Genomic DNA, 22,047 nt, shown 5'->3' with positions numbered 1-22,047 from the left:
TGGCTGGAACTACCTGAGACCGTTGCTCATCGCGGTGATCAGCTCACCGTTGGAGGTGTCTCCGGAGAGCTCCCAGAAGAACGCTCCGCCGAGGCCCTGCGTCTTCGAGTAGTTCATCTTGCCGCCGATGGTGGCGGGGGTGTCGTAGCTCCACCACTCGTTGCCGCACTTGGCGTAGGCCGTGCCGCCGACGGTTCCCGTCGCGGGGCAACGCGTCTTGAGCGTCTTGTAGTCGGCGATGCCCGCCTCGCCCTGGTCGCCCGGGGCCGGCCCGGTCGCGCTGCCGCCGGGGGCGTCCTGGGTCACGCCGGTCCAGCCGCGACCGTAGAAACCGATGCCCAGCAACAGCTTCGACGCCGGAACGCCCTTGCTCTTGAGCTTCTGGATCGCCGCGTCCGAGTTGAAGCCGTCGGTCGGGATGCCCGGGTAGGAGGTCAGCGGCGAGTGCGGGGCCGTCGGGCCCTGCGGGCTGAAGCCGCCGAAGTAGTCGTAGGTCATCACGTTGTACCAGTTCAGCGAGGCCGCGGCGCCACCGTAGTCGGCCTTGTCGATCTTGCCGTTGTTGCTGCCGTCCGCGGTGATCGCGGCGGTGACCAGGTAGCTGGAGCCGAAGCGGCCGCGCAGCGCCTCCGAGAGCACCTTGAACGAGCCGAACCCGCTGTTGTCACAGGTCAGACCGCAGGCGTTCGGGTACTCCCAGTCGATGTCGATGCCGTCGAAGACATCGGCCCAGCGCGGGTCCTCGACCAGCTTCTGGCAGGACTCGGCGAAGGCGCCCGGGTTCTGCGCGGCCTGGCCGAAGCCGCCGGACCAGGTCCAGCCGCCGAAGCTGTAGAGCACCTTGATGTGCGGGTACATCTTCTTCAGCTTGCGCAGCTGGTTGAAGTTGCCGCGCAGCGCTCCGGCGTCCCAGCTGTCCGCCACGCCGTCGACACTGGCGCCCGCGTCGTAGAACTTGTCGATGTCCGCGTCACGGTCGCCCATCACGCACTGGCCGTTGCTGACGTTGCCGAAGGCGTAGTTGATGTGCGTCAGCTTCGCGGCCGAGCCCGAGGTGTGGATGTTCTTCACGTGGTAGTTGCGGGCGTAGACCGTCCACTGCGCGAAGTACCCGAGGTTGATCTTGCCGCTCGGACCGGGGTTGTTCGTCGTGGTCGTCGTCGGCGGCGGGGTGGTCGTCGTCGGCGTGACACCCGTGCCGTCACAGGTCCCGCCGTCGATGCGGCAGTAGACCGGGTTGCCCGAGTTGCCGGAGTAGGTGGCGTTGAAGCCGAAGCTGGCCGACGCGCCGGGGGCCACGTTGCCGTTCCACGTGTTCTTCACCGTGACGCGGTTGCCGTTGGTGGTCTTCGCGCCGTCCCACACCGAACCCACGGTGTGCCCGGCGGGCAGCTCGAACTCCACGGTCCACGAGCTGATGGCGGAGGTGCCGCCGTTGGTGATCGTGTACTTGCCCTCGTACCCGGAACCCCAGTCCGAGGACTTCGAGAAGGTGGCGGTGACGCCGGTGGCACCGCTGGCCGGTGCGACAGCGATCAACCCCAGAACCAATGCGGTCACAACGCCAAAACACAAGGAGGCAAGGTGCCTTGCTGATGCTCGACCCCGCAGGCGGGTCGTCGGGCTGACCTTGGTCATCAATTCCTCATTCCGAACCGGGCGGCGGCGCGGACAAGTTGGCCAAAGATGTGGTCTAGACCACCGCGAGGTCAAGACGCGAGCCCCTTTCGCGACCCGATTGCCGCCGAACGGCCCATCCGGCTGCCCCGTTGGAACCACGGACGCAGAGCACGCGACAGCCCGCGACGCAAGCGGCGCGCCGCGCGAGCTTCAGGCATGTGCAGATGTGAGGTCACGACCACGTCGAGCCGCACCCACGAAACAGACTCGTCGATAACGAGCGACCCGCGGCCGCGGACGAACCAGGTACTGCTGACCACCCTGGAGGCGACGTGTCATCACGAGGCAGAGGGCTGTACGACGGGTTCGAGGCGTACCGGACGCCGACCGCCGATCACTACCGAGAGGCGATGACCAAGGGCGTCGTCGTGCTCGACACGAACGTGCTGCTCAGCCTTTACCGGGTCAGGTCGGAGACGAGCAGGTCACTTCTCGAAACACTGGAGAAGCTTGGTGACCGCCTGTGGATACCCCACCAGGTCCTCGTCGAGTTCTGGAAGAATCGCGAGTCAGTGCTGAACGATCCGCAAAAGACCCAGGGCACGATCAAAGAGCTGACCTCACTGAACGAAGAGACCAGACAGGTCATCCGAACCTGGGCGAATCAGATCAGCCTCGGCCCGGCGGACAAGGAGAGGCTGATACGAGAAGCCGACGAGAACTGGGGCAACACGCTCACCGCAGTCAGGCAGCTGGCGGACGGCGATCCGACAAGCACGAAAGACACCGGCGACGACGCGGTTCTCGAAAGGCTGGAGAACATCCTCCAGAACCGCGTGGGACCTCCTCTGCCGGACGACGAGCACAACGCGGCCGTGAAAGAGGCCGCGCGCAGACGCGAGGCCAAAGTTCCTCCCGGATTTCGCGACACCCGCCCCGGCGACTACCTGATCTGGAAGCAGGTCCTCATCGAGTCGAAGCTGCGATCCGCGAGCAGCGTGCTGCTGGTAACCGCCGATGTGAAGGAGGACTGGTGGCGCTACGAAGACCGCAGCCGCAGGGGACCTCGGACGGAGCTGGCAGAAGAACTCCGGAGCAACTCGGGCTCAAGCCTGTACATGCTGCGCACGGACGACTTCCTCAAGCGAGCGAGTGTGGCGCTCTCCGTCGCGGTGAGCGAGAACTCCTTCTCCGATGTCGGACAGGTGGCCGAGTCCGCATCCGACGGCGAAGCGAGCTGGACCCAGCAAGCAGCCGACCTCCTGCTCGAAAGACTGCGATCGGAGGGGTGGAAAGCTCAGGCTGACACGATCGCCGTCGCCGCCGAGAACGGCGGATTCATCAACCGGCAGACCGTCTACGCTCTCGGCGAGTTTCACGAGAACCGTCTGCTTCGGGGCTTCACCCGGCCGGTCAACCGGATCACCGAGTACCTCCGCACCGAAGGCATGCTCTCCGCGATCGCCCCGGATGCGCTGACTGCCGTCTACGACGACGCCAACTCCAGTCTCGGAGCCGGATACGCCACAGGCTTCAGGGTCACTCCCCAACTCGTCGCACTCTTCGCCAAGTCCGCGTGAACCGACGCCGGGGGGTCAAGGAAATCCGCGTGACACCGCGCGTTAGCCTTGGCCCCACAGGCGTTGATCCGGACATCACCGGGGAGCCTCCGGAAGAACGGGGCCAGCCCTCAGTAGAACCGGACGGGTCGGCCCGTCACAGCCTTGTCAAGAGTGGCCCCGTTCGCGGGGCAAGCGGGGTGGTACCGCGGAGCGCGCCGGGCACGGCGGGGCTTCGTCCCCGCGGTTTGTGCACGAGACGAACCGCGAGGAGCGCCACGATGGCCTACCCCAAGGCGAGCGCCGAACAGAACCAGGGCGCTGTCGCGCCGCAGCCGTCCTTCCCCGAGCTGGAGAAGCACGTCCTGGCCTACTGGGAGGCCGACAAGACCTTCCAGGCCACGATCGACGCGCGCGATGCCGGGGTCAACGGCGCCAACGAGTACGTCTTCTACGACGGCCCGCCCTTCGCCAACGGCCTGCCCCACTACGGGCACCTGCTGACCGGCTACGTCAAGGACATCGTGCCGCGCTACCAGACGATGCGCGGCAAGCGCGTCGAGCGCCGCTTCGGCTGGGACACCCACGGCCTGCCCGCGGAGCTGGAGGCCGAGCGGCAGCTGGGCATCACCGACAAGTCGCAGATCGACGAGATGGGCGTGGCGGCGTTCAACGCGGCCTGCCGCGAGTCGGTGCTGCGCTACACCGACGAGTGGCAGGAGTACGTCACCCGGCAGGCCCGCTGGGTGGACTTCGACAACGACTACAAAACGCTCGACGTGAGCTACATGGAGTCGGTGCTCTGGGCCTTCAAGCAGTTGTGGGACAAGGGCTACGTCTACGAGGGCTTCCGCGTCCTGCCGTACTGCTGGCGCGATGAGACGCCGCTGTCCAACCATGAGCTGCGGATGGACGACGACGTCTACAAGAGCCGTCAGGACCCGGCGATCACCGTCGGGTTCCGCCTGTCCGGCAACGACTCCCCCGTCGACGGCGCGCAGCTGCTGATCTGGACCACGACGCCGTGGACGCTGCCGTCGAACCTCGCCGCCGCCGTGCACCCCGAGGTCTCCTACGTCGTCGTGCGCACCGAGGACGACCGCCGGTTCCTGTTGGCGGAAGCGCGTGTCGGCGCCTACGCGAAGGAGCTGGGCGAGGACCCCGAGGTCGTCTCGCGGCACACCGGCGCGGAGCTGCTGGACCTGCGCTACGAGCCGCCGTTCCCGTACTTCGTCGGTCACGAGGGCGCGCACCGTGTGCTCGCGGCGGACTACGTCACGACCGAGGACGGCACGGGCATCGTGCACATCGCGCCGGCCTTCGGCGAGGAGGACAAGGCGGTCACCGACGCGGTCGGCATCGTGCCGGTCACGCCCGTCGACTCCAAGGGTCGCTTCACCGCCGAGGTCAGCGACTACGCGGGCCAGCAGGTCTTCGACGCCAACCCGCAGATCATCAAGGACCTGAAGCAGCGCGGCGTGCTGCTGCGCCACGAGACCTACGAGCACTCCTACCCGCACTGCTGGCGCTGCCGCAACCCGCTGATCTACCGCGCGGTGTCCTCGTGGTTCGTGAAGGTGACCGCGTTCAAGGACCGCATGGTGGAGCTCAACCAGGAGATCACCTGGTACCCCGAGCACATCAAGGACGGCCAGTTCGGCAAGTGGCTGGAGAACGCGCGTGACTGGTCGATCTCGCGGAACCGGTACTGGGGAACGCCGATCCCGGTGTGGGTCTCCGACGACCCCGCGTACCCGCGCACGGACGTCTACGGCTCGCTGGACGAGCTGGAGCGCGACTTCGGCGTGCGCCTGACCGATCTGCACCGCCCGTTCATCGACGAGCTGACGCGGCCCAACCCGGACGACCCGACCGGGAAGTCCACCATGCGCCGCGTGCCGGACGTGCTGGACGTGTGGTTCGACTCGGGCTCGATGCCGTACGCCCAGGTGCACTACCCGTTCGAGAACACCGAGTGGTTCGAGCACCACTACCCCGGTGACTTCATCGTGGAGTACATCGGCCAGACCCGCGGCTGGTTCTACCTGCTGCACGTGCTGGCCACGGCGCTGTTCGACCGGCCCGCGTTCCGCACCTGCGTCTCGCACGGCATCGTGCTGGGCTCCGACGGCCAGAAGATGTCGAAGTCACTGCGCAACTACCCCGACGTCAACGAGGTCTTCGACCGCGACGGCGCCGACGCCATGCGGTGGTACCTCATGGCGAGCCCGATCCTGCGCGGCGGCAACCTCGTCGTCACCGACCGCGGTATCCGCGACTCGGTGCGCCAGGCCGTGCTGCCGCTGTGGAACTCGTGGTACTTCCTCAGCCTGTACGCGAACGCGGCGGGCGTCGAGGGCACGTGGCGCACGGACTCCACGCACGTGCTCGACCGCTACGTGCTGGCCAAGACCAACCAGCTCGTCGCGGACGTGCAGCGCGGCATGGACGTCTGCGACGTCGCGGGCGCGTGCCAGTCGGTGCGCGAGTTCCTCGAAGTGCTGACGAACTGGTACGTGCGCCGGTCGCGCGACCGCTTCTGGGCGGGCGAGAAGGACGCGATCGACACGCTGCACACCGTGCTGGAGGTGACCTGCCGGGTCATCGCGCCGCTGCTGCCGCTGACCTCGGAGGCGGTGTGGCGCGGGCTCACCGGCGAGCGCTCGGTGCACCTGACCGACTGGCCCGCCGCCGACTCGGTTCCGGCCGATGACGCGCTGGTGACCGCGATGGACCGCGTGCGCCAGGTGTGCTCGTCGGCGTCGTCACTGCGCAAGGCCAACAAGCTGCGCGTGCGGCTGCCGCTGTCGCGCCTGCTCGTCGCGGCCGAAGACGTTGCGGCGCTTGAGGAGTTCGCGGACATCATCCGCGACGAGGTCAACGTGAAGTCCGTCGAGCTGGACACCGACGTGGCCACCCACGGCGCGTTCGAGGTCGCGGTCAACGCCCGCGCGGCCGGGCCTCGCCTCGGCAAGGACGTGCAGAAGGTGATCAAGGCGGTGAAGGCCGGGGAGTGGACCACCTCCGGCTCCGGCGCCGTGGTCGCTGCCGGGATCGAGCTGCTGGAGACGGAGTACGACCGCCGCCTGGTCGCGAAGGACTCCGGCGCAGCCGCTGAGCTGCCCGGCGGCTCCGGCCTGGTGCTGCTCGACACCGACGTCACGCCCGAGCTGGCCGCTGAGGGTGTCGCGCGTGACCTGGTGCGGATCGTGCAGCAGGCGCGGCGCGACGCAGACTTCGACGTGTCCGACCGCATCTCGCTGACCGTGGACGCGCCCGCCGAGGTCGAGGCCGCGGTCAAGGCGCACGAGGCGTTCGTGGCTCAGGAAACCCTGGCCACCTCGGTCTCCTACGCGCCCGTCGAGGGCTTCGCCGGGACCGTCGGTGACAGCGTGAAGGTCACTGTGGCGGTTGCGAAGCAGTAGTCCTACTCCACCTCGGCGCGCTCGCAGCGACGAGCGCGCCGAGGAGCAGGACGACCACCGGGCCCAGGTAAACCCTTGCGGTGAGCCAGAAAACGTTCAGCTGGTCGAACTGCTCCTGGGTGAGGATCTGGAACCCGCCGCCGTAGTCGATCGTCCACTGCGGCCACCACAGCACCACGAGGTACACGGCGGAGGTTGCGGCGAGCACGGCGCTGCGCTCGGCGACCGCGTAGGCCATCAGCACCGCGAAGACCACCAGCATGAACCCGTCGACCGGGCGCAACACCGTCGCGGCCAGGCTCGCCCCGAGCACTCCGGCCAGGCCCCACCACCGGTCGCGGCGGTAGAGGTACAGCGCGAGGCAGATCAGCGCCACGCCCACCACGACGAAACCCATCGCAACGGCGATGTTGTTGAAGGACAGGGACTTCACCGCCGACAGCACTGCGAGGAAGACCAGGAAGATCGGCAGCGGGAGCCACGCGTTGCCCCGGTGCTTCCACCAGGAACAGCCCACGGCGACCGCGAGCACGAGCACGGCGAGGCCGAGGGTGCTCCAGTGCAGCGGCGGCACGTGGTTGTCGTCGGCGCGGTCGAAGACGCCCAGGTTCAACACCGCCCACCACGTCTCGTCGCGGCGGGTCTCGGTGAAGTCGCGCAACGGGAACACATTGCGCAGCACCGCGTAGAGCGTCACGAGCAGCGCGAAGGACAGGGGCGGGAGCCAACGGGTCACCGCTTCACCGTAGTAGCCCGTGCAGGTGCTCCGGCGTCACGCACGCGTTCGCGGCCAGCGTCTCGATGAACGCACTGGTCAACGGGTCCGGCGTGCCGCGCGTGTACGCGACGAGGCTCCGCCGGATCGGCGGTTCGGGTCGCAGGACGCACCCGTCGAAGTGCGGCGGGATCACGTTGGCCGGAGCCAGTGCCGGGCCGAGTCCCGCAGCCGCCAGGATCGGCGCGGTCGCGGTCTGCTCTGTCCGCACCGCCGCGCGCGGCTGGAATCCCGCTGCGGCGCAGTGCTGATCGAGCACCGTCGCGAGCCCGTGGCCCGGCGCGTAGTGCACCCAACTCCGCTCCGCCAGCGCGCTCAGCTCCACGGTGCTCGCTCCCGCGCACGGGTCGTCGGGCGCCACGACCACGACGAACTCCTCCTCACCGATCGTCCTCATAGGACCGTCCCAGTCGGAAGGCGTTGGCCCCACGGCGATATCGGCTTCGCCCGCCGCCATGGCCTCGCGCAGCTCGTCCGCGTGCCGGTGCTCGAAGAGCCGGATGTGCACGTCCGGGTACTCGCGCCGCCAGCACCGCAACACGGGTGGGAGCACGCCGAGGCTGACGGAGTACACCGTCGCCAGCTGGAGCTCTCCGCACTCCAGCCCGGAGGCCTGCCTCGCCGCACAACGCCCGCGCTCCGCCGCCGCAAGCGCTGCCCTGGCGTGCGGCAGCATGGCCCGGCCCATCGGCGTCGGCCGCACCATCCTCGGCAGCCGCTCCAGCAGCGGCCCGCCGACCGTCCGCTCCAGCGCGCGCATCTGGTGCGACAGCGCGGGCTGCGTGACGTGCAGCAGTTCGGCGGCCCGGGTGAACGACCCCTCGTCCACCACCGTGACCAGGTACTCCAGCTGACGCAGGCTAGGCATGAACGAAGCTTATTACTTTCATGAGAACTAAGCCTTGGACTTATCTGTACTGGTGGACGGAGGGTAGGGGTATGCAGAACGAACGCAAGGTCGCCCTCGTGGTCGGGGCGAACGGGGTCATCGGCCGCAACCTGATCGAGCACCTGACGACGCTGCCCGACTGGGAGGTCATCGGCCTCTCGCGGCGCGGCGGCCACGCGGTGTCAGACTCCGGATCGATCCGGCACGTGGCCGTCGACCTGCTCGACGCCGAGGACACCCGGGCCAGGCTCAGCGGCCTCAGCGAGGTCACGCACGTCTTCTACGCCGCCTACCAGGACCGCCCGAGCTGGGCCGAACTCGTGCCGCCCAACCTCGCCATGCTCGTCAATGTCGTCGACGCGATCGAGCCCGCCGCGCCGGGGCTGCGACACATCAGCCTGATGCAGGGCTACAAGGTCTACGGCGCGCACCTCGGCCCGTTCAAGACCCCCGCGCGCGAGGACGACGCCGGGCACATGCCGCCCGAGTTCAACGTCGACCAGCAGCAGTTCCTGGAGCGGCGCCAGGTCGGCAAGCAGTGGACGTGGTCGGCGATCCGCCCCTCCGTCGTCGCCGGGTTCGCGCTCGGCAACCCGATGAACCTGGCCATGGTGATCGCCGTGTACGCGTCCATCTCCAAGCAGCTCGGCCTGCCGCTGCGCTTCCCCGGCAAGCCCGGCGCCTACCACTCGCTGCTGGAGATGACCGACGCCGGACTCCTCGCCAAGGCCACCGTGTGGGCCGCGACCGACCCGCGCTGCGCCAACCAGGCCTACAACATCAACAACGGCGACCTGTTCCGGTGGAGCGAGCTGTGGCCCAAGATCGCCGCGTTCTTCGGCATGGAGGTCGCGCCGCCGCTGCCCATGTCGCTGTCAGTGGTGATGGCCGACAAGGAACCGTTGTGGGAAGCCATGATCGCCGAGCACGGCCTGGCACCGCACTCCTACTCGTCGGTCTCGTCGTGGACCTTCGGCGACTTCGTCTTCTCGTGGGACTACGACATGTTCGCCGACGGCTCCAAGGCCCGGCGCGCCGGTTTCCACGAGTTCGTCGACACCGAGCGCATGTTCCTCGACATCTTCACCGACCTCCGCGCCCGCAAGGTGATCCCCTGACTCCTGCCCCGCCCCCATACCCTCGCTCACCAGCTAGAATCTCCTCATGCACCCCACCGCCCCGCTCCCCTCATCGCGCGTGGCCGTGGTCTGAACCATCCCGTTTCGTACTCCTAACGGTTCTTGGGAGCGCTCTTTCTCCCGCTAGGAGTACGAAACGGAGCTTTGGCGACCCCGGCGGAGGTTGAGCGGGAGCGGCGGTGAAGGCTCGCGGACGCGCACCCGGGCGTTCGGCGCACCCGCACTCCGACCCCACGCCAATGCCTCGTTTGGTGCGCTTGAGCGTCCTGAATGAGTCATTCAGGGCGCCATTGCCACGAACCTTCACGGCCGCCCACTACCCGAGCCACCAGTTCGGCGTCGGCGTCACGTCGGACGGCGAGCGCGCTTACCTGCACTACGCGTGGCGCGTCGAAGCGACACCGGTCGAACCGGTCAGCGAAGAGGACCAGGTCGAGTTCACCCGTGTGCTGGCCGCACGGCTCGCAGCGACGCGGGATGGCGCACGGGCAGAAGTCCTGGCGAACTTCGAGCACCTGCTCTGACGCGTCAGGGACGGCGGGCGAGCGCAGGCGGCAGGGTGAAGGTGCCGTCGGGGTTGGGCGGGAAGTCGTGCACGCCCACCACGAGCGGCACGGGCAGCTCGCCGTAGAGGTGCGGGAACCACGGCCCGCCGGGCGCCTCGCCGGTGCCGGGCTCCCACCGCAGCGGAACGTCCACAGTGGACGGATCGACCTCCAGCAGGACGAGGTCGGTGCGCCCGGCGAACAGCGCGGTGGCCGGGAGGTGCACCGTGCCGGGGTCGGAGAAGTGGATGAACCCCTCCGACTCCAGCGACGGGTGCCGGTAGACGCCGCTCGCGAGAGCGGCGTCCCAGTCCGACCGGGGGCAGAAGTGCAGGATCACTTCTTTTTCTTCTCGCGCACCCGGACCGAGACGCGGATCGGGCTTCCGGTGAAGCTGAAGTCCTCGCGCAGCTTGCGCTCGATGAACCTGCGGTAGCCCGCCTCCAGGAAGCCGGAGGTGAACAGCACGAAGGTCGGCGGCCGGGTCCCGGCCTGGGTGCCGAAGAGGATCTTCGGCTGCTTGCCGGAGCGCACCGGCGGCGGGGTGGCCGCGGTCAGGTCGGACAACCAGGTGTTGAGCTGGCCGGTCGGCACGCGGTAGTCCCACGAGTTGAGCGCGGTGCGCAGCGCGGGCGCGAGCTTGGCGACGGCGCGGCCGGTGCGGGCGGAGACGTTGACGCGCTCGGCCCACGGGATGCGGGCGAGGTCGCGGTCCATCTCCTTGGCCAGCTGGAGCCTGCGGTCCTCGTCGACGAGGTCCCACTTGTTGAAGGCCACCACGAGCGCGCGGCCGGACTCGGCGACCATGCCGATCACGCGCTGGTCCTGCTCGCTGATCGGCTGGCTGGCGTCCAGCAGCACGATGCCGACCTCAGCGGACTCGATGGCCCCCTGGGTGCGCAGCGAGGCGTAGTACTCCGCGCCCTGCGCGTGGTTGACCCGGCGGCGCAGACCGGCGGTGTCGACGAAGCGCCACACCTGCCCGTCCAGCTCCACCAGCGAGTCGACCGGGTCGACGGTGGTGCCCGCGACGTCGTGGACGACGGAGCGCTCCTCGCCGACGAGCTTGTTCAGCAGGCTGGACTTGCCCACGTTCGGCTTGCCGACCAGCGCGACGCGGCGCGGGCCGCCCTCGCCGCCGAAGACCTCGCGCGGGGTCTCGGGCAGCACCTCCAGGATCTTGTCCAGCAGGTCGCCGGAGCTGCGGCCGTGCAGCGCGCTGACCGCGTAGGGCTCACCGAGGCCGAGCGACCACAGCGAGGCCACCTCGGACATCAGCCGCTGGTCGTCGACCTTGTTCGCCACCAGCAGCACGGGCCGCTTCGAGCGCCGCAGCACGCGGGCGACGGCCTCGTCCGTGCTGGTCGCGCCCACGGTGGCGTCCACAACGACGAGGATCGCGTCCGCGGTCTTCATCGCGTACTCGGCCTGGAGCGCGACGGCTCCCTGAAGCCCCTTGGCGTCCGGTTCCCACCCACCGGTGTCCACGACGGTGAAGCGGCGTCCGCTCCACAGCGCGTCGTAGGCCACCCGGTCGCGAGTCACCCCGGGCACGTCCTGCACCACGGCTTCCCGGCGTCCGAGGATGCGGTTCACCAAGGTGGACTTGCCGACGTTCGGCCTGCCGACGATGGCCAGCACCGGCTGCGGGGCCTCCGCGCTGGTGTCGGCCCCCGCCTCGGCGGCAGCCTCGATGGCCGCCCAGTCCGCCTCGTCGGTCCACGTGCCGTCCAACCCGGTCACGCCCGTTCCCCTTTCGCCTTCTTCGGTGCGCCGAGCTCGCCGGCCAGTAGCCGGTCGAGCTCGCTGACGAGCCCGGAGAGCTCGGAGCGCACCCGTTCGGTCGCGGCGGCGAGCACCACCCGACCCTTGCCGACAGGCACCGCGAACGGCTCCCCGACCAGCACGTCCACCCTGGGGCGGAAGCGCGGCCACGAGCCCGGGGGCCGCCGGATTCCCCGACAGGCCACCGGCAGCACCAGTGCTTCTCCGGAGCGGGCCAGCCACGCGGCGCCGTGCTGCGCCCTGGCGACCTCTCCGGTACCCCTGGTGCCCTCCGGGAACACGGCGACCACCCCACCGGAGCGCAGCAGGTGCACAGCGGTGAGCAGCGGCGTGCGGTCCGGCGCGCCACGGCGCACCGGGAGTTGACCGAGGCGACGCAGGAACCGGCCCAGCGGGCCGCGGTAGTTCTCGTGTTTGACCAGGAAGACCGAACGCCGCCGCAGGACGCAGAACAGCACGGGGCCGTCCAGGAAAGCGGTGTGGTTGGACACCAGGACCAGCGGGCCGGTCCGCGGGATGAACTCCCCGCGGTGCACCCGCACCCGGAATACTACGTGCACCAGCAGACGGCCCAGTCGGCGGCACGCGTCGTGCAGGCGCGGCCACGCCCCGTCCGGCAGACCGGAACCGCCCGCCGCGCTCATCCGGTCCGCAGTCCGAGCGGCCCCGCGAGCTCCAGCAGCCGGGCCAGCACGCCGTCGATGTCCAGCTCGGTCGTGTCGACCTCGACCGCGTCCTCGGCCATCCGCAGCGGCGAGACGGAGCGGGTGGAGTCGTAGCGGTCCCTGCGCTGCACGTCGGCCAGCGTAGCGTCCACAGTGGACACTCGCCCGGACGCGGTGTCCTGCGCGGTGCGCCTGCGGGCGCGGGCTTCGGCGGAGGCTGTCAGGTAGATCTTGAGCGGCGCGTCGGGCGCGACCGTGGTCCCGATGTCGCGGCCCTCCACGACGATGCCCTGCCCGGCGGCCGTGGCGTCGGCGATGATCGCCCGCTGCTGGCCGACCAGCAGCTCGCGCACGCGCGCGACCGCCGAGACCGGGGACACGGCGGTGGTGACCTCCGGCCCCCGGATCTCAGCGGCGACGTCGTCTCCGTCCAGGCGCACGGTCGGAGCGGCGGGCGAGGTGCCGATCTCCAGTCGCGCGCGCTCGGCGACCTCAGCGACCTTCTCGGCGTCGGTCGGGTCGATCCCCGCGCGCAGCACGGCCAGCGTGACCGCGCGGTACATCGCGCCGGTGTCCAGGTAGCGGGCGCTGAGGGCGGTGGCCAGCCGCCTGGAGACGGTGGACTTGCCCGTACCGGAGGGACCGTCCATCGCAACGACTCCCACTGGTGTGCCCTCCTAGAACAGTCACGGTGAAGCTTGCTCCGTGATTCTGCACTGAGGGCCGGACGTCAGCGCTTGCGGGCGAGGGTGACGCCGTCGCGCACGGGGAGCATGACCGAGTCGACGCGGTCGTCGGCCATGACGATCTCGTTCATCCGGCGCATCGCGATGTCGCCCTCGTTGGCGCTGTTCCCGTCGAGCACGCCGCCGCCCCTGAACACGTTGTCGAGCACGATCAGCCCGCCTTGGCGCAGGCGCGGCACCAGTTCCGCGTAGTAGTCGGGGTAGCCGACCTTGTCCGCGTCGATGAACGCCATGTCCAGCACGGGGTCGCTCGGCAGGGAGCGCAGCGTCTCCAACGCGGGCGCGATGCGCAGCTCGATGCGGTCGGTCAACCCGGCGCGCTCCCAGTAGCTGCGCGCGATCGAGGTCCACTCCTCGCTGACGTCGCAGGCGAGCAGGTGCCCGTCCTCGGCCATGCCGCGCGCGATGCAGATCGAGGAGTACCCGGTGAAGACGCCGACCTCGACGACGCGGCGGGCGCCGATCAGCCGCGTGATCATCGTCAGGAACTCGCCCTCGTCGTGCGAGATCTGCATCATCGCCGCGTCGGGCAGCTTCGCCCGCGTCTCCTCGGCCAGCTCGCGCAGCAGCTCGTCGGCGGGCGTGCAGTTCTCCAGCAGGTAGTCGCTGATGGCGGGGGCAAGGATGTCCACGGATGTCCTCCCAAGGCGGTAAGTGTCGACCATCCTAGACGCTTTCGGCGTGTCCTGTGCCAGGCTGTTCGGGTGGAGACCAGCCCCTCGGCGAGCAGACCTGTCGTGCTGAGCACGCCCGAGCAGTTCAAGGCGCTCGGTCACCCGCTGCGGCATCGCATGGTGATCACCCTGCGGCAGCGCCCGGCGACGCTCGCGCAGCTGGCAGCGGCGCTGGGCTCGACCAAGGGCACGGTCGGCTACCACGCGGGCGTGCTCCAGGAGGCGGGCCTGGTGCGCGTGGCGAGCACGCGGCGCGTCCGGGGCGGGACCGAGCAGTACTACGAGCCGGTCGGCAGCGGCCTCGTCGTGAGCCCGGACGCCGAGCCGGGCGCGGGCACCCGCGTGATGATCAGCACCGCGCTCGCCGAGCTGCTGCCGGGCGAGCCGTCCACGACGCGGCTGCGTCACCTGCGGATCACCCCGGAGCGCGCCGCTGAGCTGGCCGAACGGCTCGGCGAGTGGGCCGAGCAGGGCACGCTGCCCGACGAGGAGGGCGGGCTGGCCTACACGTTGCTGCTGAGCCTGCACCGCGCCGACATCCCGGCCCTGCCCCCGGATTCGGGCGAACCGGACTGTTGAGCACGCAATTGTTAGGGTGGTCTCCGTGCATGTCGAGGTGACGCCGCTTCCGGGGATCGGCACCCGCCAGGACTTCCAGACCCGTTCCGGTCGCCGGATCGGGATCGTGAGCTACCGCGACGGTCGGCACGAGCTGATCGTCTCCAAGACCGACGACCCGGACGCGTGCGTGGCGTCCATACCGCTGGTCCCCGAGGAGATCAGCACGCTGGCGAGCCTGCTCGGCGCCCCGCAGCTGGTCAACCACCTGGAGCGGCAGCACGCCGAGGTCAGCGGCATCTCCACCGCGCAGCTGCCGATCACGCCGGGCTCGCGCTTCGACGGCGGCACGCTCGGCGACACCGAGCTGCGCACCCGCACCGGCGTCTCCGTCGTCGCGGTGATGCGCGCGGCGGCGGCCCACCCCTCGCCAACGCCCGACTTCCGCTTCGTCGGCGGTGACCTGCTCGTCGTGGTGGGTACCCCGGACGGGATCAGCAAGGCCGCCGAGCGGCTGGACAGGGGCTGAGAGGGGCCGCATGCACAACGTCGCGCTGTCCCTCATCGAACTGGGCGCCGTGTTCTTCGGCCTCGGCCTGCTCGGCAGGCTGGCGTGGAAGATCGGGATCTCGCCCATCCCCCTCTACCTGATCGGCGGGCTGGCCTTCGGCCACGGCGGCGTGCTGCCGCTGGACGGCATCGAGGGCTTCACCGAGCTGTCCGCGGAGCTGGGCGTCGTCCTGCTGCTGCTCTTACTGGGCCTGGAGTACTCGGCCGCCGAGCTGGTCACCGGTCTGCGCCGGTCGTGGTCGGCCGGGCTGATCGACCTCGTGCTCAACGCGCTGCCCGGCGCGGTGGTGGCGCTGATGCTGGGCTGGGGCCCGGTCGGCGCGCTCGTCATGGCGGGCGTCACCTACATCTCCTCCTCCGGCATCGTCGCCAAGGTGCTCGGCGACCTGGGCCGACTCGGTAACCGGGAGACCCCGGTCATCCTGTCGGTCCTGGTCTTCGAGGACCTCGCGATGGCCGTGTACCTGCCGATCCTGACCGCGCTGCTGGCCGGGGTGAGCTTCGTCGGCGGACTCACCACCGTCGGCATCGCGCTCGTCACCGTGACCGTGGTCCTCGTGGTGGCGCTGCGCTTCGGCCGCTTCGTCTCCGCTCTGGTCGACTCGCCCGAGCCCGAGGTCTTCCTGCTCCGCGTCCTCGGCGCCGCACTGCTCGTCGCGGGCGTCGCTTCGCAGTTGCAGGTCTCCGCGGCGGTCGGCGCGTTCCTGCTCGGCATCGCGATCTCCGGCTCCACCGCGGAGAACGCCACGCGGATGCTCGAACCGCTGCGCGACCTCTTCGCGGCGGTCTTCTTCGTCGTGTTCGGCCTCAACACCGATCCGAAGGCCATCCCGCCCGTGCTCGGCGTCGCGATCGCGCTGGCCCTGGTCACCACCGCCACGAAGATGCTCACCGGCTGGTTCGCCGCCAAGCTCCAGGGCATCGCCCGCCTCGGCCGCCTCCGCGCCGGAGCCGCCCTGGTGGCACGCGGTGAGTTCTCCATCGTCATCGCCGGCCTCGCCGTCGCCAGCGGCGCCGTCGACCAGGGCCTGGCTCCGTTGGCCACCGCCTACGTCCTGCTCATGGCCGTCTTCGGCCCCGTCGCCGCGCGCGTCGTCGAACCCATGGCCCGCTGGGCGTGGTCCCTCCGCCAACGCCGCCTAGCCGGCGCCGAGTCCTGAACGACCCCTTCAGGTACTTGAACGCACCAAACGACCCGTTCAGGACCGCCGACGCACTGAACGGGTCGTTCGGGTACTTGAACGCACTGAACGGGTCGTTCGGAGCGAGCTGAACGGGTCGTTCAGGGCTCCCAACGCACCAAACGAGCCGTTCACTGGGAGCCGCCGAACTCCCTGAATGACTCATTGAGGTGGTTGAACGGACTGAATGAGTCATTGAGGGAGTTCAAGTACCCGAATGACTCATTCAGCACGTTCAACCACACAAACGCGGCATTGGCGGAGGGGTGGTTGCCTGAACGTCCCGCATCGTGGGTCGGGGAGACGGTGATGGGGGAAGATGCGGGGCATGCGTGCTGTCACTGCGTTGTTCGCCGCCGTGCTCGTCGTGGCGGCGGGGTGTGCTCCGGTCGAGGAGCAGGGTCCCGCTGCCGGAGGTCCCGCCACCGCGGGGGCCGGGGACTGCGCCAAGGCGGCGTTGAAGACGAGAACCCCGGGCAAGTTCACCTTCGGCACGGACCAGCCGGTGTACGAGCCGTGGTTCTCCGGCGACGACCCGAGCAACGGCAAGGGGTTCGAGTCGGCCGTGGCCTACGCGGTCGCCGGGAAGCTGGGCTACGCCAAGGCCGAGGTGGACTGGGTGCGCGTGCCGTTCAACGCCGCGATCCAGCCGGGGCCGAAGTCCTTCGACGCCAACCTGAACGAGTTCTCGATCACCGAGGACCGCCGCAAGGCCGTTGACTTCTCCACCCCGTACTACGACGTGACGCAGGCCGTCGTCGCGTTCAAGTCCTCCCCCGCGGCGAAGGCGACGACGGTCGCGGCGCTCAAGGAGTTCAAGCTCGGCGCGCAGGTCGGCACGACGAGCTACGACGCGGCGGCGAAGCAGGTGCAGCCGACGCAGCAGGTCGCGGTCTACAACAACAACGACGACGCGAAGCAGGCGCTGCGCAACAACCAGGTGCAGGCGATCGTGGTCGACCTGGCGACGGCGTTCTACATCACCTCGGCTGAGCTGACGGACGCGGCGATCGTCGGCCAACTGCCCGCGAGCGGCGGCAAGGCCGAGCAGTTCGGCATCGTGCTGGACAAGGGCAGTTCGCTGACGCGCTGCGTCTCGGCGGCCGTGGACGCGCTGCGCGCGGACGGGACGCTGACGCAGGCGGAGAAGCAGTGGCTGGCCGAAGCGGGCAAGGCGCCGAAGCTGACGTGAGCGCGCCCAGCCAACTCCACCTGGAGCGCTTGGCGTACAAGCGTTCCCGCGCACGAAGGTCCACAGTGGTCGCGTTCGCCTCCACTGTGGTCTTCGCGGTCGCGGCCTGGTTGACGATCACCAACGCGCCGGGCTGGCCCAGGGTCCAGGACTCCTTCTTCGACTGGGAGACGGCCAAGAAGTCGTTCCCGGCGCTGCTGGACGGGCTGTGGCTCAACGTCCGCGTGCTCGTCGTGTGCGGAATCCTGATCCTGGTCATCGGCCTGGCGATCGCCGCCCTGCGCACGCTGCGCGGGCCGGTGTGGTTCCCGTTGCGCGCGCTCGCGACCGCCTACGTGGACCTGTTCCGAGGGCTGCCGCTGATCATCTGCCTGTACCTCATCGGTTTCGGCCTTCCTGGCCTGAGGCTGGGCGGCATCCCCAACGACCCGGTCGTGCTGGGCTCGATCGCGCTCGTGCTGGTCTACTCCGCCTACGTGGCCGAGGTCTTCCGCGCGGGCATCGAGTCGATCCACCCCTCGCAGCTGGCGTCGGCGCGCTCGCTCGGGCTGACCCACGCGCAGACGATGCGCATCGTGGTGATGCCGCAGGCGGTCCGGCGCGTGCTCCCACCACTGCTCAACGACTTCGTGGCGTTCCAGAAGGACTGCGGGCTGATCTCCGTGCTCGGCGCGGTGGACGCGGTTCGCGCGGCGCAGATCGAGTCGGCGACGTCCTACAACTTCACCCCGTACGTGGTGGCGGGGTTGCTCTTCGTGCTGCTCGCGGTGCCCTCCAGCCGGTTGGCGGACTGGGCTTCCCGGCGCGCGGCGCGGCGGCAGAACGCGGGAGGCCCCGGTGCTTGAGGTCCGCAACCTGGTGAAGCGCTACGGCACGCACCTGGTGCTCGACGGCGTCGACCTGGACGTCGCCGAGCACGAGGTGGTCGTGCTGATCGGCTCCTCCGGCTCGGGCAAGTCCACGTTGCTCAAATGCGTGAACCTGTTGGAGGACATCGACGACGGCCGGATCGTGCTGGACGGCGTCGACATCTCCGATCCGCGCACGAACCCCGACCACGCGCGGCGCGGCATGGGCATCGTGTTCCAGGCGTTCAACCTGTTCCCGCACCTGAACGTGCTCGACAACGTGATGCTCGCACCGAAGGTCGTGCACAAGGTGCCCGAGGAGCAGGCCCGCGAGCGCGCACTGGAGCTGCTGGCGAAGGTCGGTCTCGAAGAGAAGGCGAAGTCCTACCCCGACCGGCTCTCCGGCGGTCAGCAACAGCGCGTGGCGATCGCGCGCGCCCTGGCTTACGACCCGAAGCTGTTGCTGCTGGACGAGATCACCAGCGCGCTCGACCCGGAACTGGTCGGCGAGGTGCTGACGTTGGTGCGGGAGCTGGCCGCGAGCGGGACGACGTTGCTGATGGCGACGCACGAAATGGGCTTCGCCAAGCAGGTCGCCGATCGCGTCTGCTTCCTCGACGGCGGCGCGCTGATCGAGTCCGGGCCACCGTCCCAGATCCTGGAAGCCCCGGAACACCCTCGTACGCAACAGTTTCTGTCACGAATCATCCAGGCGGGGCGGTTGTAGCTGCCGAATCGGCCCCGGCGGTGCAGGATGGCCTTCCCTAGCCAAGGAGAACAGCACCGAGGAGGCGCGCTGTGACTTCGATCCATCCGCCGGGGCCCGACATCCTCCGCTGGCCGGGGCTCGCCGCTCCCCCGCCCAGCCCGCTGCGCGCGGGCATCGCCGAGCGGCTGTTCCGGCACGCGGTGCGCACGCTGCCGGTCCAGGTCCACTTGCCGGGCGGGCAAGTGCTCGGCGCGGGCGGGCCGGACTCCCCGGTGATGCGGGTGCTGCGGCCGACCACGTTCTTCCACCGGATCGGGCTGGACTCCAAGATCGGCTTCGGCGAGTCCTACATGGCCGGGGACTGGACGAGCACCCGGCTGGCCGATCTGCTGACCCCGTTCGCGCGGCGGATGGCCACGCTCGTTCCCAAGCCGCTGCAAGCGTTTCGCCGCGTGGTGGACCACGAGCAGCCGCAGGAGGAGCACAACACCGTCGACGGCGCGCGCGAGAACATCCACCGCCACTACGACCTGTCCAACGAACTGTTCGCCACGTTCCTGGACGAGACGATGACGTACTCGGCCGCGTGGTTCACCCCGGGCTCGACCGATCTCGCGCAGGCCCAGCGCCGCAAGATCGACGGCATCCTCGACTACGCCGGGGTGCGCGGGGGCACGCGGATGCTGGAGATCGGCACGGGCTGGGGCGAGCTGGCGATCCGGGCGGCACAACGCGGCGCCGAAGTGACGTCGCTGACGTTGTCCGGTGAGCAGAAGTCCTTGGCGGAGCAGCGGATCAGCTCCGCAGGGGTCAACGACAAGGTCGAGGTGCAGCTGCGCGACTACCGGCACGCAGAGGGCCGTTACGACGCGATCGTGTCCGTGGAGATGATCGAGGCGGTTGGCCGTGAGTACTGGCCGATCTACTTCGGCGCGCTGGACCGGTTGCTGGTGCCCGGCGGACGGATCGGGTTGCAGGCCATCACGATGCCGCACGACCGGATGCTCGCCACGCGCAGCACCTACACGTGGATTCACAAGTACGTCTTCCCCGGCGGGCTGCTGCCGTCCTTGCGCGCCATCGAGGACAACCTCGCGCCGACGAGCCTGCGGCTGGTGGAGCAGCGTTCGCTCGGCCCGCACTACGCGCAGACGCTGCGCGAGTGGCAGGAGCGCTTCGCCGAGCGGTGGAAGCAGGTCGCCGAACTCGGCTTCGACTCCACGTTCCGGCGGATGTGGGAGTTCTACCTCGCGTACTGCGAGGCCGGGTTCCGCGCCCGCTACATCGACGTCTGGCAGCTCGGCATCACCAAGACCGCCTGAGCGCGCGCGAGGCCCGGCCGTCACCGTCACGGGGAACGGCCGGGCTCTCGCTCGCGGTGCTCAGAGCTTGACGAGCATCTTGCCGGTGTTGGCCCCGCGCAGCAGGTCGATGAAGGCCGTCGGCGCGTTCTCCAGGCCCTCCACCACGGTCTCGCGCGCGACGATCTTGCCTTCGGCCAGCCAGGCGCCGACCTCGGCGAAGAACTGCTCCTTGAGGTCGCTGTACTCCGCGACGATGAAGCCGCGCATGTTGATGCCCTTGCCGATCGCGGCGAAGAGGTTGTTCGGGCCGCCGGTCAGCTCCGTCGCGTTGTACTGCGAGATCGCCCCGCACAGCGCGAAACGCGCGCCCTTGTTGGAGACGGCGAGCGCGGCCTCCAGGTGGTCGCCGCCGACGTTGTCGAAGTAAACGTCGATGCCCTCCGGAGCGGCCTTCTCCAGCTGCTCCCGCACGGGGCCGTCCTTGTAGTTGAACGCCTCGTCGAAGCCCAGGTCGTCCTTGAGGTGCGCGACCTTCTCCGCGCTACCCGCCGAGCCGATCACCTTCGAGGCCCCGCGCAGCCTGGCGATCTGCCCGACCAGCGCGCCGACCGCGCCCGCAGCGCCGGAGACGAACACGACGTCGCCCTCGCGGAAGTCAGCCGCCTTGAGCAGGCCGGCGTAGGCGGTCAGCCCCGGCATGCCCAGAACGCCGAGAAAAGCACCCAGTGGAGCCAGGTTCGGGTCGACCTTGACCGCGCTCGCCGCGTCCAGAACGGCGAACTCGCGCCAGCCAAGGCTGTGCAGCACGACGTCGCCCACCGCCAGGTCCGGCGACTCCGAGGCGATGACCTCGCCGACCGCGCCGCCTTCGAGCGCCTTGCCCAGTTCGAAGGCGGGGATGTAGGACTTCGTGTCGTTCATCCGGCCGCGCATGTAGGGGTCGACGCTCATCACCAGGTTGCGCACCAGCACCTGACCAGCGCCGACGGCGGGCACCTCGGCCTTGGCCACGGCGAAGTCCGCCGGCGTCGGCCAGCCGTCGGGGCGGGCGGCCAGGCGGATCTCGACACCGTGCTCCGGAAGCGTCATCACGAACTCCTCTGAAAACCTTGTCACCGTAATTCTGTCACCGACTGACAAAAAACATACCATGACACCTTCCGGCTTGCGAGGTGGCACAATCGGGGTGTGACCACCGAGCCAGGACTGCGCGAGCGGAAGAAGCGGCGCACCCGTGCGGCGCTGACCGACGCCGCCCTGGAGCTGTTCTCCGCCAAGGGCTACGACGCGACGAAGGTCGAGGAGATCGCCGCCGCCGTCGAGATCTCCCCGCGCACGTTCTTCCGCTACTTCGACGGCAAGGAGGACGTGGCGCTCGGCCAGCTCTCCGCCATGGACGAGGACGCGATCACCGCGCTCGCCACGCGCCCCGCCGACGAGGCCCCCCTGGTCGCGCTGCGCGCCGCGCACAGCGCCATGCTCGACCGGCTCTACGAGGAGGAGGGCGGATCGGAGCGGTTCAGCGCCACGCACGGCCTCATCGCGCAGAGCCCCACCCTGCTCGCCGCGTCACTGCGCCGCGACGCCGCCACCGAGGACCGCCTGACAGTGATCATCGGTGAGCGCCAGTGCGTCGACCCCGAGCAGGACATCCGCTGCCGCCTGCTGGTCCGCCTGGTCTTCACCAGCGCGCGCCTCGGCGTGGAGACCGCGTGCCGCCGCAACACCTGCGAGCCCGCCCAACTCCGCGCGACCGTCGACCAGGCACTCCGCCTGGCCACCGCGACACTCCCCGCCGAGTGGTCCGCCTGGCACTAGAGCCACGACGGCTGGGCGGACGTCAGGCGGTCACGGTGGGGATGG

At 69.5% G+C, this 22,047-nt stretch carries 21 protein-coding genes; 12 read left to right on the top strand and 9 right to left on the bottom strand.

Going from position 1 to position 22,047, the window contains the following annotated elements; all coding sequences use genetic code 11:
- Positions 1-9: 9 nt before the first annotated feature.
- Entirely contained in the window at positions 10-1,638 is a 1,629-nt protein-coding gene (locus CCN37_RS27295) for a glycosyl hydrolase family 18 protein (RefSeq protein ID WP_086826188.1), read from the bottom strand.
- 314 nt (positions 1,639-1,952) lie between these two features.
- On the opposite strand from CCN37_RS27295, the gene CCN37_RS27290 reads away from it, so the two are divergent.
- Positions 1,953-3,200, top strand: a complete 1,248-nt coding sequence (locus tag CCN37_RS27290; RefSeq protein WP_086826186.1) for a PIN domain-containing protein — start codon at positions 1,953-1,955, stop codon at positions 3,198-3,200.
- Between the two features lie 260 nt (positions 3,201-3,460).
- The gene (gene ileS / locus CCN37_RS27285; protein WP_086826184.1) at positions 3,461-6,604 is read left to right on the top strand and encodes an isoleucine--tRNA ligase; all 3,144 of its coding nucleotides are present in this window, start codon (positions 3,461-3,463) and stop codon (positions 6,602-6,604) included.
- Here ileS and CCN37_RS27280 read toward each other — a convergent pair.
- Both CCN37_RS27280 and CCN37_RS27275 read right to left on the bottom strand, forming a co-directional pair.
- Entirely contained in the window at positions 6,579-7,340 is a 762-nt protein-coding gene (locus CCN37_RS27280; protein ID WP_086826182.1) for a hypothetical protein, read from the bottom strand. The genes ileS and CCN37_RS27280 overlap by 26 nt on opposite strands.
- 4 nt (positions 7,341-7,344) lie before the next feature.
- On the bottom strand, positions 7,345-8,247 hold the full coding sequence (locus CCN37_RS27275; protein WP_086826181.1) for a LysR family transcriptional regulator: 903 nt from the start codon (positions 8,245-8,247) through the stop codon (positions 7,345-7,347).
- A 71-nt stretch (positions 8,248-8,318) separates the two neighbouring features.
- Here CCN37_RS27275 and CCN37_RS27270 point away from each other — a divergent pair, with 71 nt between their 5' ends.
- Both CCN37_RS27270 and CCN37_RS27265 read left to right on the top strand, forming a co-directional pair.
- On the top strand, positions 8,319-9,386 hold the full coding sequence (locus tag CCN37_RS27270; protein WP_086826179.1) for an SDR family oxidoreductase: 1,068 nt from the start codon (positions 8,319-8,321) through the stop codon (positions 9,384-9,386).
- 311 nt (positions 9,387-9,697) lie between these two features.
- Positions 9,698-9,931, top strand: coding sequence for a hypothetical protein (locus tag CCN37_RS27265; RefSeq protein WP_086826177.1), 234 nt, complete (start codon positions 9,698-9,700; stop codon positions 9,929-9,931).
- A gap of 4 nt (positions 9,932-9,935) precedes the next feature.
- Here the strand turns inward: CCN37_RS27265 and CCN37_RS27260 are convergent, their stop codons facing one another.
- From CCN37_RS27260 to CCN37_RS27240, 5 genes are all read right to left on the bottom strand, one after another.
- Positions 9,936-10,292, bottom strand: coding sequence for a DUF952 domain-containing protein (locus tag CCN37_RS27260; RefSeq protein ID WP_086826176.1), 357 nt, complete (start codon positions 10,290-10,292; stop codon positions 9,936-9,938).
- The gene (der, locus tag CCN37_RS27255; protein ID WP_086826175.1) at positions 10,289-11,695 is read right to left on the bottom strand and encodes a ribosome biogenesis GTPase Der; all 1,407 of its coding nucleotides are present in this window, start codon (positions 11,693-11,695) and stop codon (positions 10,289-10,291) included. The genes CCN37_RS27260 and der overlap by 4 nt, the downstream gene beginning before the upstream one ends.
- Positions 11,692-12,381, bottom strand: coding sequence for a 1-acyl-sn-glycerol-3-phosphate acyltransferase (locus CCN37_RS27250; protein ID WP_086826174.1), 690 nt, complete (start codon positions 12,379-12,381; stop codon positions 11,692-11,694). The genes der and CCN37_RS27250 overlap by 4 nt, the downstream gene beginning before the upstream one ends.
- On the bottom strand, positions 12,378-13,052 hold the full coding sequence (gene cmk / locus CCN37_RS27245) for a (d)CMP kinase (protein ID WP_086826173.1): 675 nt from the start codon (positions 13,050-13,052) through the stop codon (positions 12,378-12,380). Before cmk ends, CCN37_RS27250 begins: the two co-directional genes overlap by 4 nt.
- An 80-nt stretch (positions 13,053-13,132) precedes the next feature.
- The gene (locus CCN37_RS27240) at positions 13,133-13,780 is read right to left on the bottom strand and encodes an O-methyltransferase (protein ID WP_086826172.1); all 648 of its coding nucleotides are present in this window, start codon (positions 13,778-13,780) and stop codon (positions 13,133-13,135) included.
- Between the two features lie 72 nt (positions 13,781-13,852).
- On the opposite strand from CCN37_RS27240, the gene CCN37_RS27235 reads away from it, so the two are divergent.
- The 7 genes from CCN37_RS27235 (at position 13,853) to CCN37_RS27205 (ending at position 20,202) form a co-directional block, all read left to right on the top strand.
- Positions 13,853-14,401: a winged helix-turn-helix domain-containing protein gene (locus CCN37_RS27235; protein ID WP_143261837.1), complete on the top strand. Its 549-nt coding sequence runs from the start codon at positions 13,853-13,855 to the stop codon at positions 14,399-14,401.
- 25 nt (positions 14,402-14,426) lie between these two features.
- Positions 14,427-14,909 carry a cation:proton antiporter regulatory subunit gene (locus CCN37_RS27230; protein ID WP_086826238.1) on the top strand — a complete coding sequence of 161 codons (483 nt, stop codon included), beginning with the start codon at positions 14,427-14,429 and terminating at the stop codon, positions 14,907-14,909.
- 10 nt (positions 14,910-14,919) lie between these two features.
- Complete coding sequence (locus tag CCN37_RS27225; RefSeq protein WP_086826168.1) at positions 14,920-16,110, top strand: cation:proton antiporter; 1,191 nt, start codon at positions 14,920-14,922, stop codon at positions 16,108-16,110.
- A gap of 349 nt (positions 16,111-16,459) precedes the next feature.
- Entirely contained in the window at positions 16,460-17,323 is an 864-nt protein-coding gene (locus CCN37_RS27220; protein ID WP_086826167.1) for an ABC transporter substrate-binding protein, read from the top strand.
- A complete protein-coding gene (locus CCN37_RS27215) occupies positions 17,320-18,168 on the top strand; it encodes an amino acid ABC transporter permease (protein WP_210408223.1) in 849 nt (282 codons plus the stop codon). Before CCN37_RS27220 ends, CCN37_RS27215 begins: the two co-directional genes overlap by 4 nt.
- Positions 18,161-18,898, top strand: a complete 738-nt coding sequence (locus tag CCN37_RS27210; protein ID WP_086826162.1) for an amino acid ABC transporter ATP-binding protein — start codon at positions 18,161-18,163, stop codon at positions 18,896-18,898. Before CCN37_RS27215 ends, CCN37_RS27210 begins: the two co-directional genes overlap by 8 nt.
- A gap of 71 nt (positions 18,899-18,969) precedes the next feature.
- Positions 18,970-20,202 carry a cyclopropane-fatty-acyl-phospholipid synthase family protein gene (locus CCN37_RS27205; RefSeq protein WP_086826160.1) on the top strand — a complete coding sequence of 411 codons (1,233 nt, stop codon included), beginning with the start codon at positions 18,970-18,972 and terminating at the stop codon, positions 20,200-20,202.
- 60 nt (positions 20,203-20,262) lie between these two features.
- Here the strand turns inward: CCN37_RS27205 and CCN37_RS27200 are convergent, their stop codons facing one another.
- Positions 20,263-21,273, bottom strand: a complete 1,011-nt coding sequence (locus CCN37_RS27200; RefSeq protein WP_086826158.1) for an NADP-dependent oxidoreductase — start codon at positions 21,271-21,273, stop codon at positions 20,263-20,265.
- A 99-nt stretch (positions 21,274-21,372) separates the two neighbouring features.
- On the opposite strand from CCN37_RS27200, the gene CCN37_RS27195 reads away from it, so the two are divergent.
- Positions 21,373-22,002, top strand: a complete 630-nt coding sequence (locus CCN37_RS27195) for a TetR family transcriptional regulator (protein ID WP_086826157.1) — start codon at positions 21,373-21,375, stop codon at positions 22,000-22,002.
- The last annotated feature ends 45 nt before the right edge of the window (positions 22,003-22,047 follow it).

This window comes from Allokutzneria sp. NRRL B-24872, assembly GCF_002155965.1.
Taxonomy (GTDB): Bacteria; Actinomycetota; Actinomycetes; order Mycobacteriales; family Pseudonocardiaceae; genus Allokutzneria.
The sequence above is the reverse complement of the archived record's forward strand: the minus strand, read 5'-3'. Positions and strand labels throughout refer to the sequence as shown.

Excerpts from the sequence above, each read along its gene's own strand:
- CCN37_RS27295 (WP_086826188.1), bottom strand. The coding sequence starts at position 1,638 with ATGACCAAGGTCAGCCCGACGACCCGCCTGCGGGGTCGAGCATCAGCA.
- ileS (WP_086826184.1), top strand. The coding sequence starts at position 3,461 with ATGGCCTACCCCAAGGCGAGCGCCGAACAGAACCAGGGCGCTGTCGCG.
- CCN37_RS27275 (WP_086826181.1), bottom strand. The coding sequence starts at position 8,247 with ATGCCTAGCCTGCGTCAGCTGGAGTACCTGGTCACGGTGGTGGACGAG.
- CCN37_RS27270 (WP_086826179.1), top strand. The coding sequence starts at position 8,319 with ATGCAGAACGAACGCAAGGTCGCCCTCGTGGTCGGGGCGAACGGGGTC.
- CCN37_RS27250 (WP_086826174.1), bottom strand. The coding sequence starts at position 12,381 with ATGAGCGCGGCGGGCGGTTCCGGTCTGCCGGACGGGGCGTGGCCGCGC.
- cmk (WP_086826173.1), bottom strand. The coding sequence starts at position 13,052 with ATGGACGGTCCCTCCGGTACGGGCAAGTCCACCGTCTCCAGGCGGCTG.
- CCN37_RS27225 (WP_086826168.1), top strand. The coding sequence starts at position 14,920 with ATGCACAACGTCGCGCTGTCCCTCATCGAACTGGGCGCCGTGTTCTTC.
- CCN37_RS27220 (WP_086826167.1), top strand. The coding sequence starts at position 16,460 with ATGCGTGCTGTCACTGCGTTGTTCGCCGCCGTGCTCGTCGTGGCGGCG.
- CCN37_RS27200 (WP_086826158.1), bottom strand. The coding sequence starts at position 21,273 with ATGACGCTTCCGGAGCACGGTGTCGAGATCCGCCTGGCCGCCCGCCCC.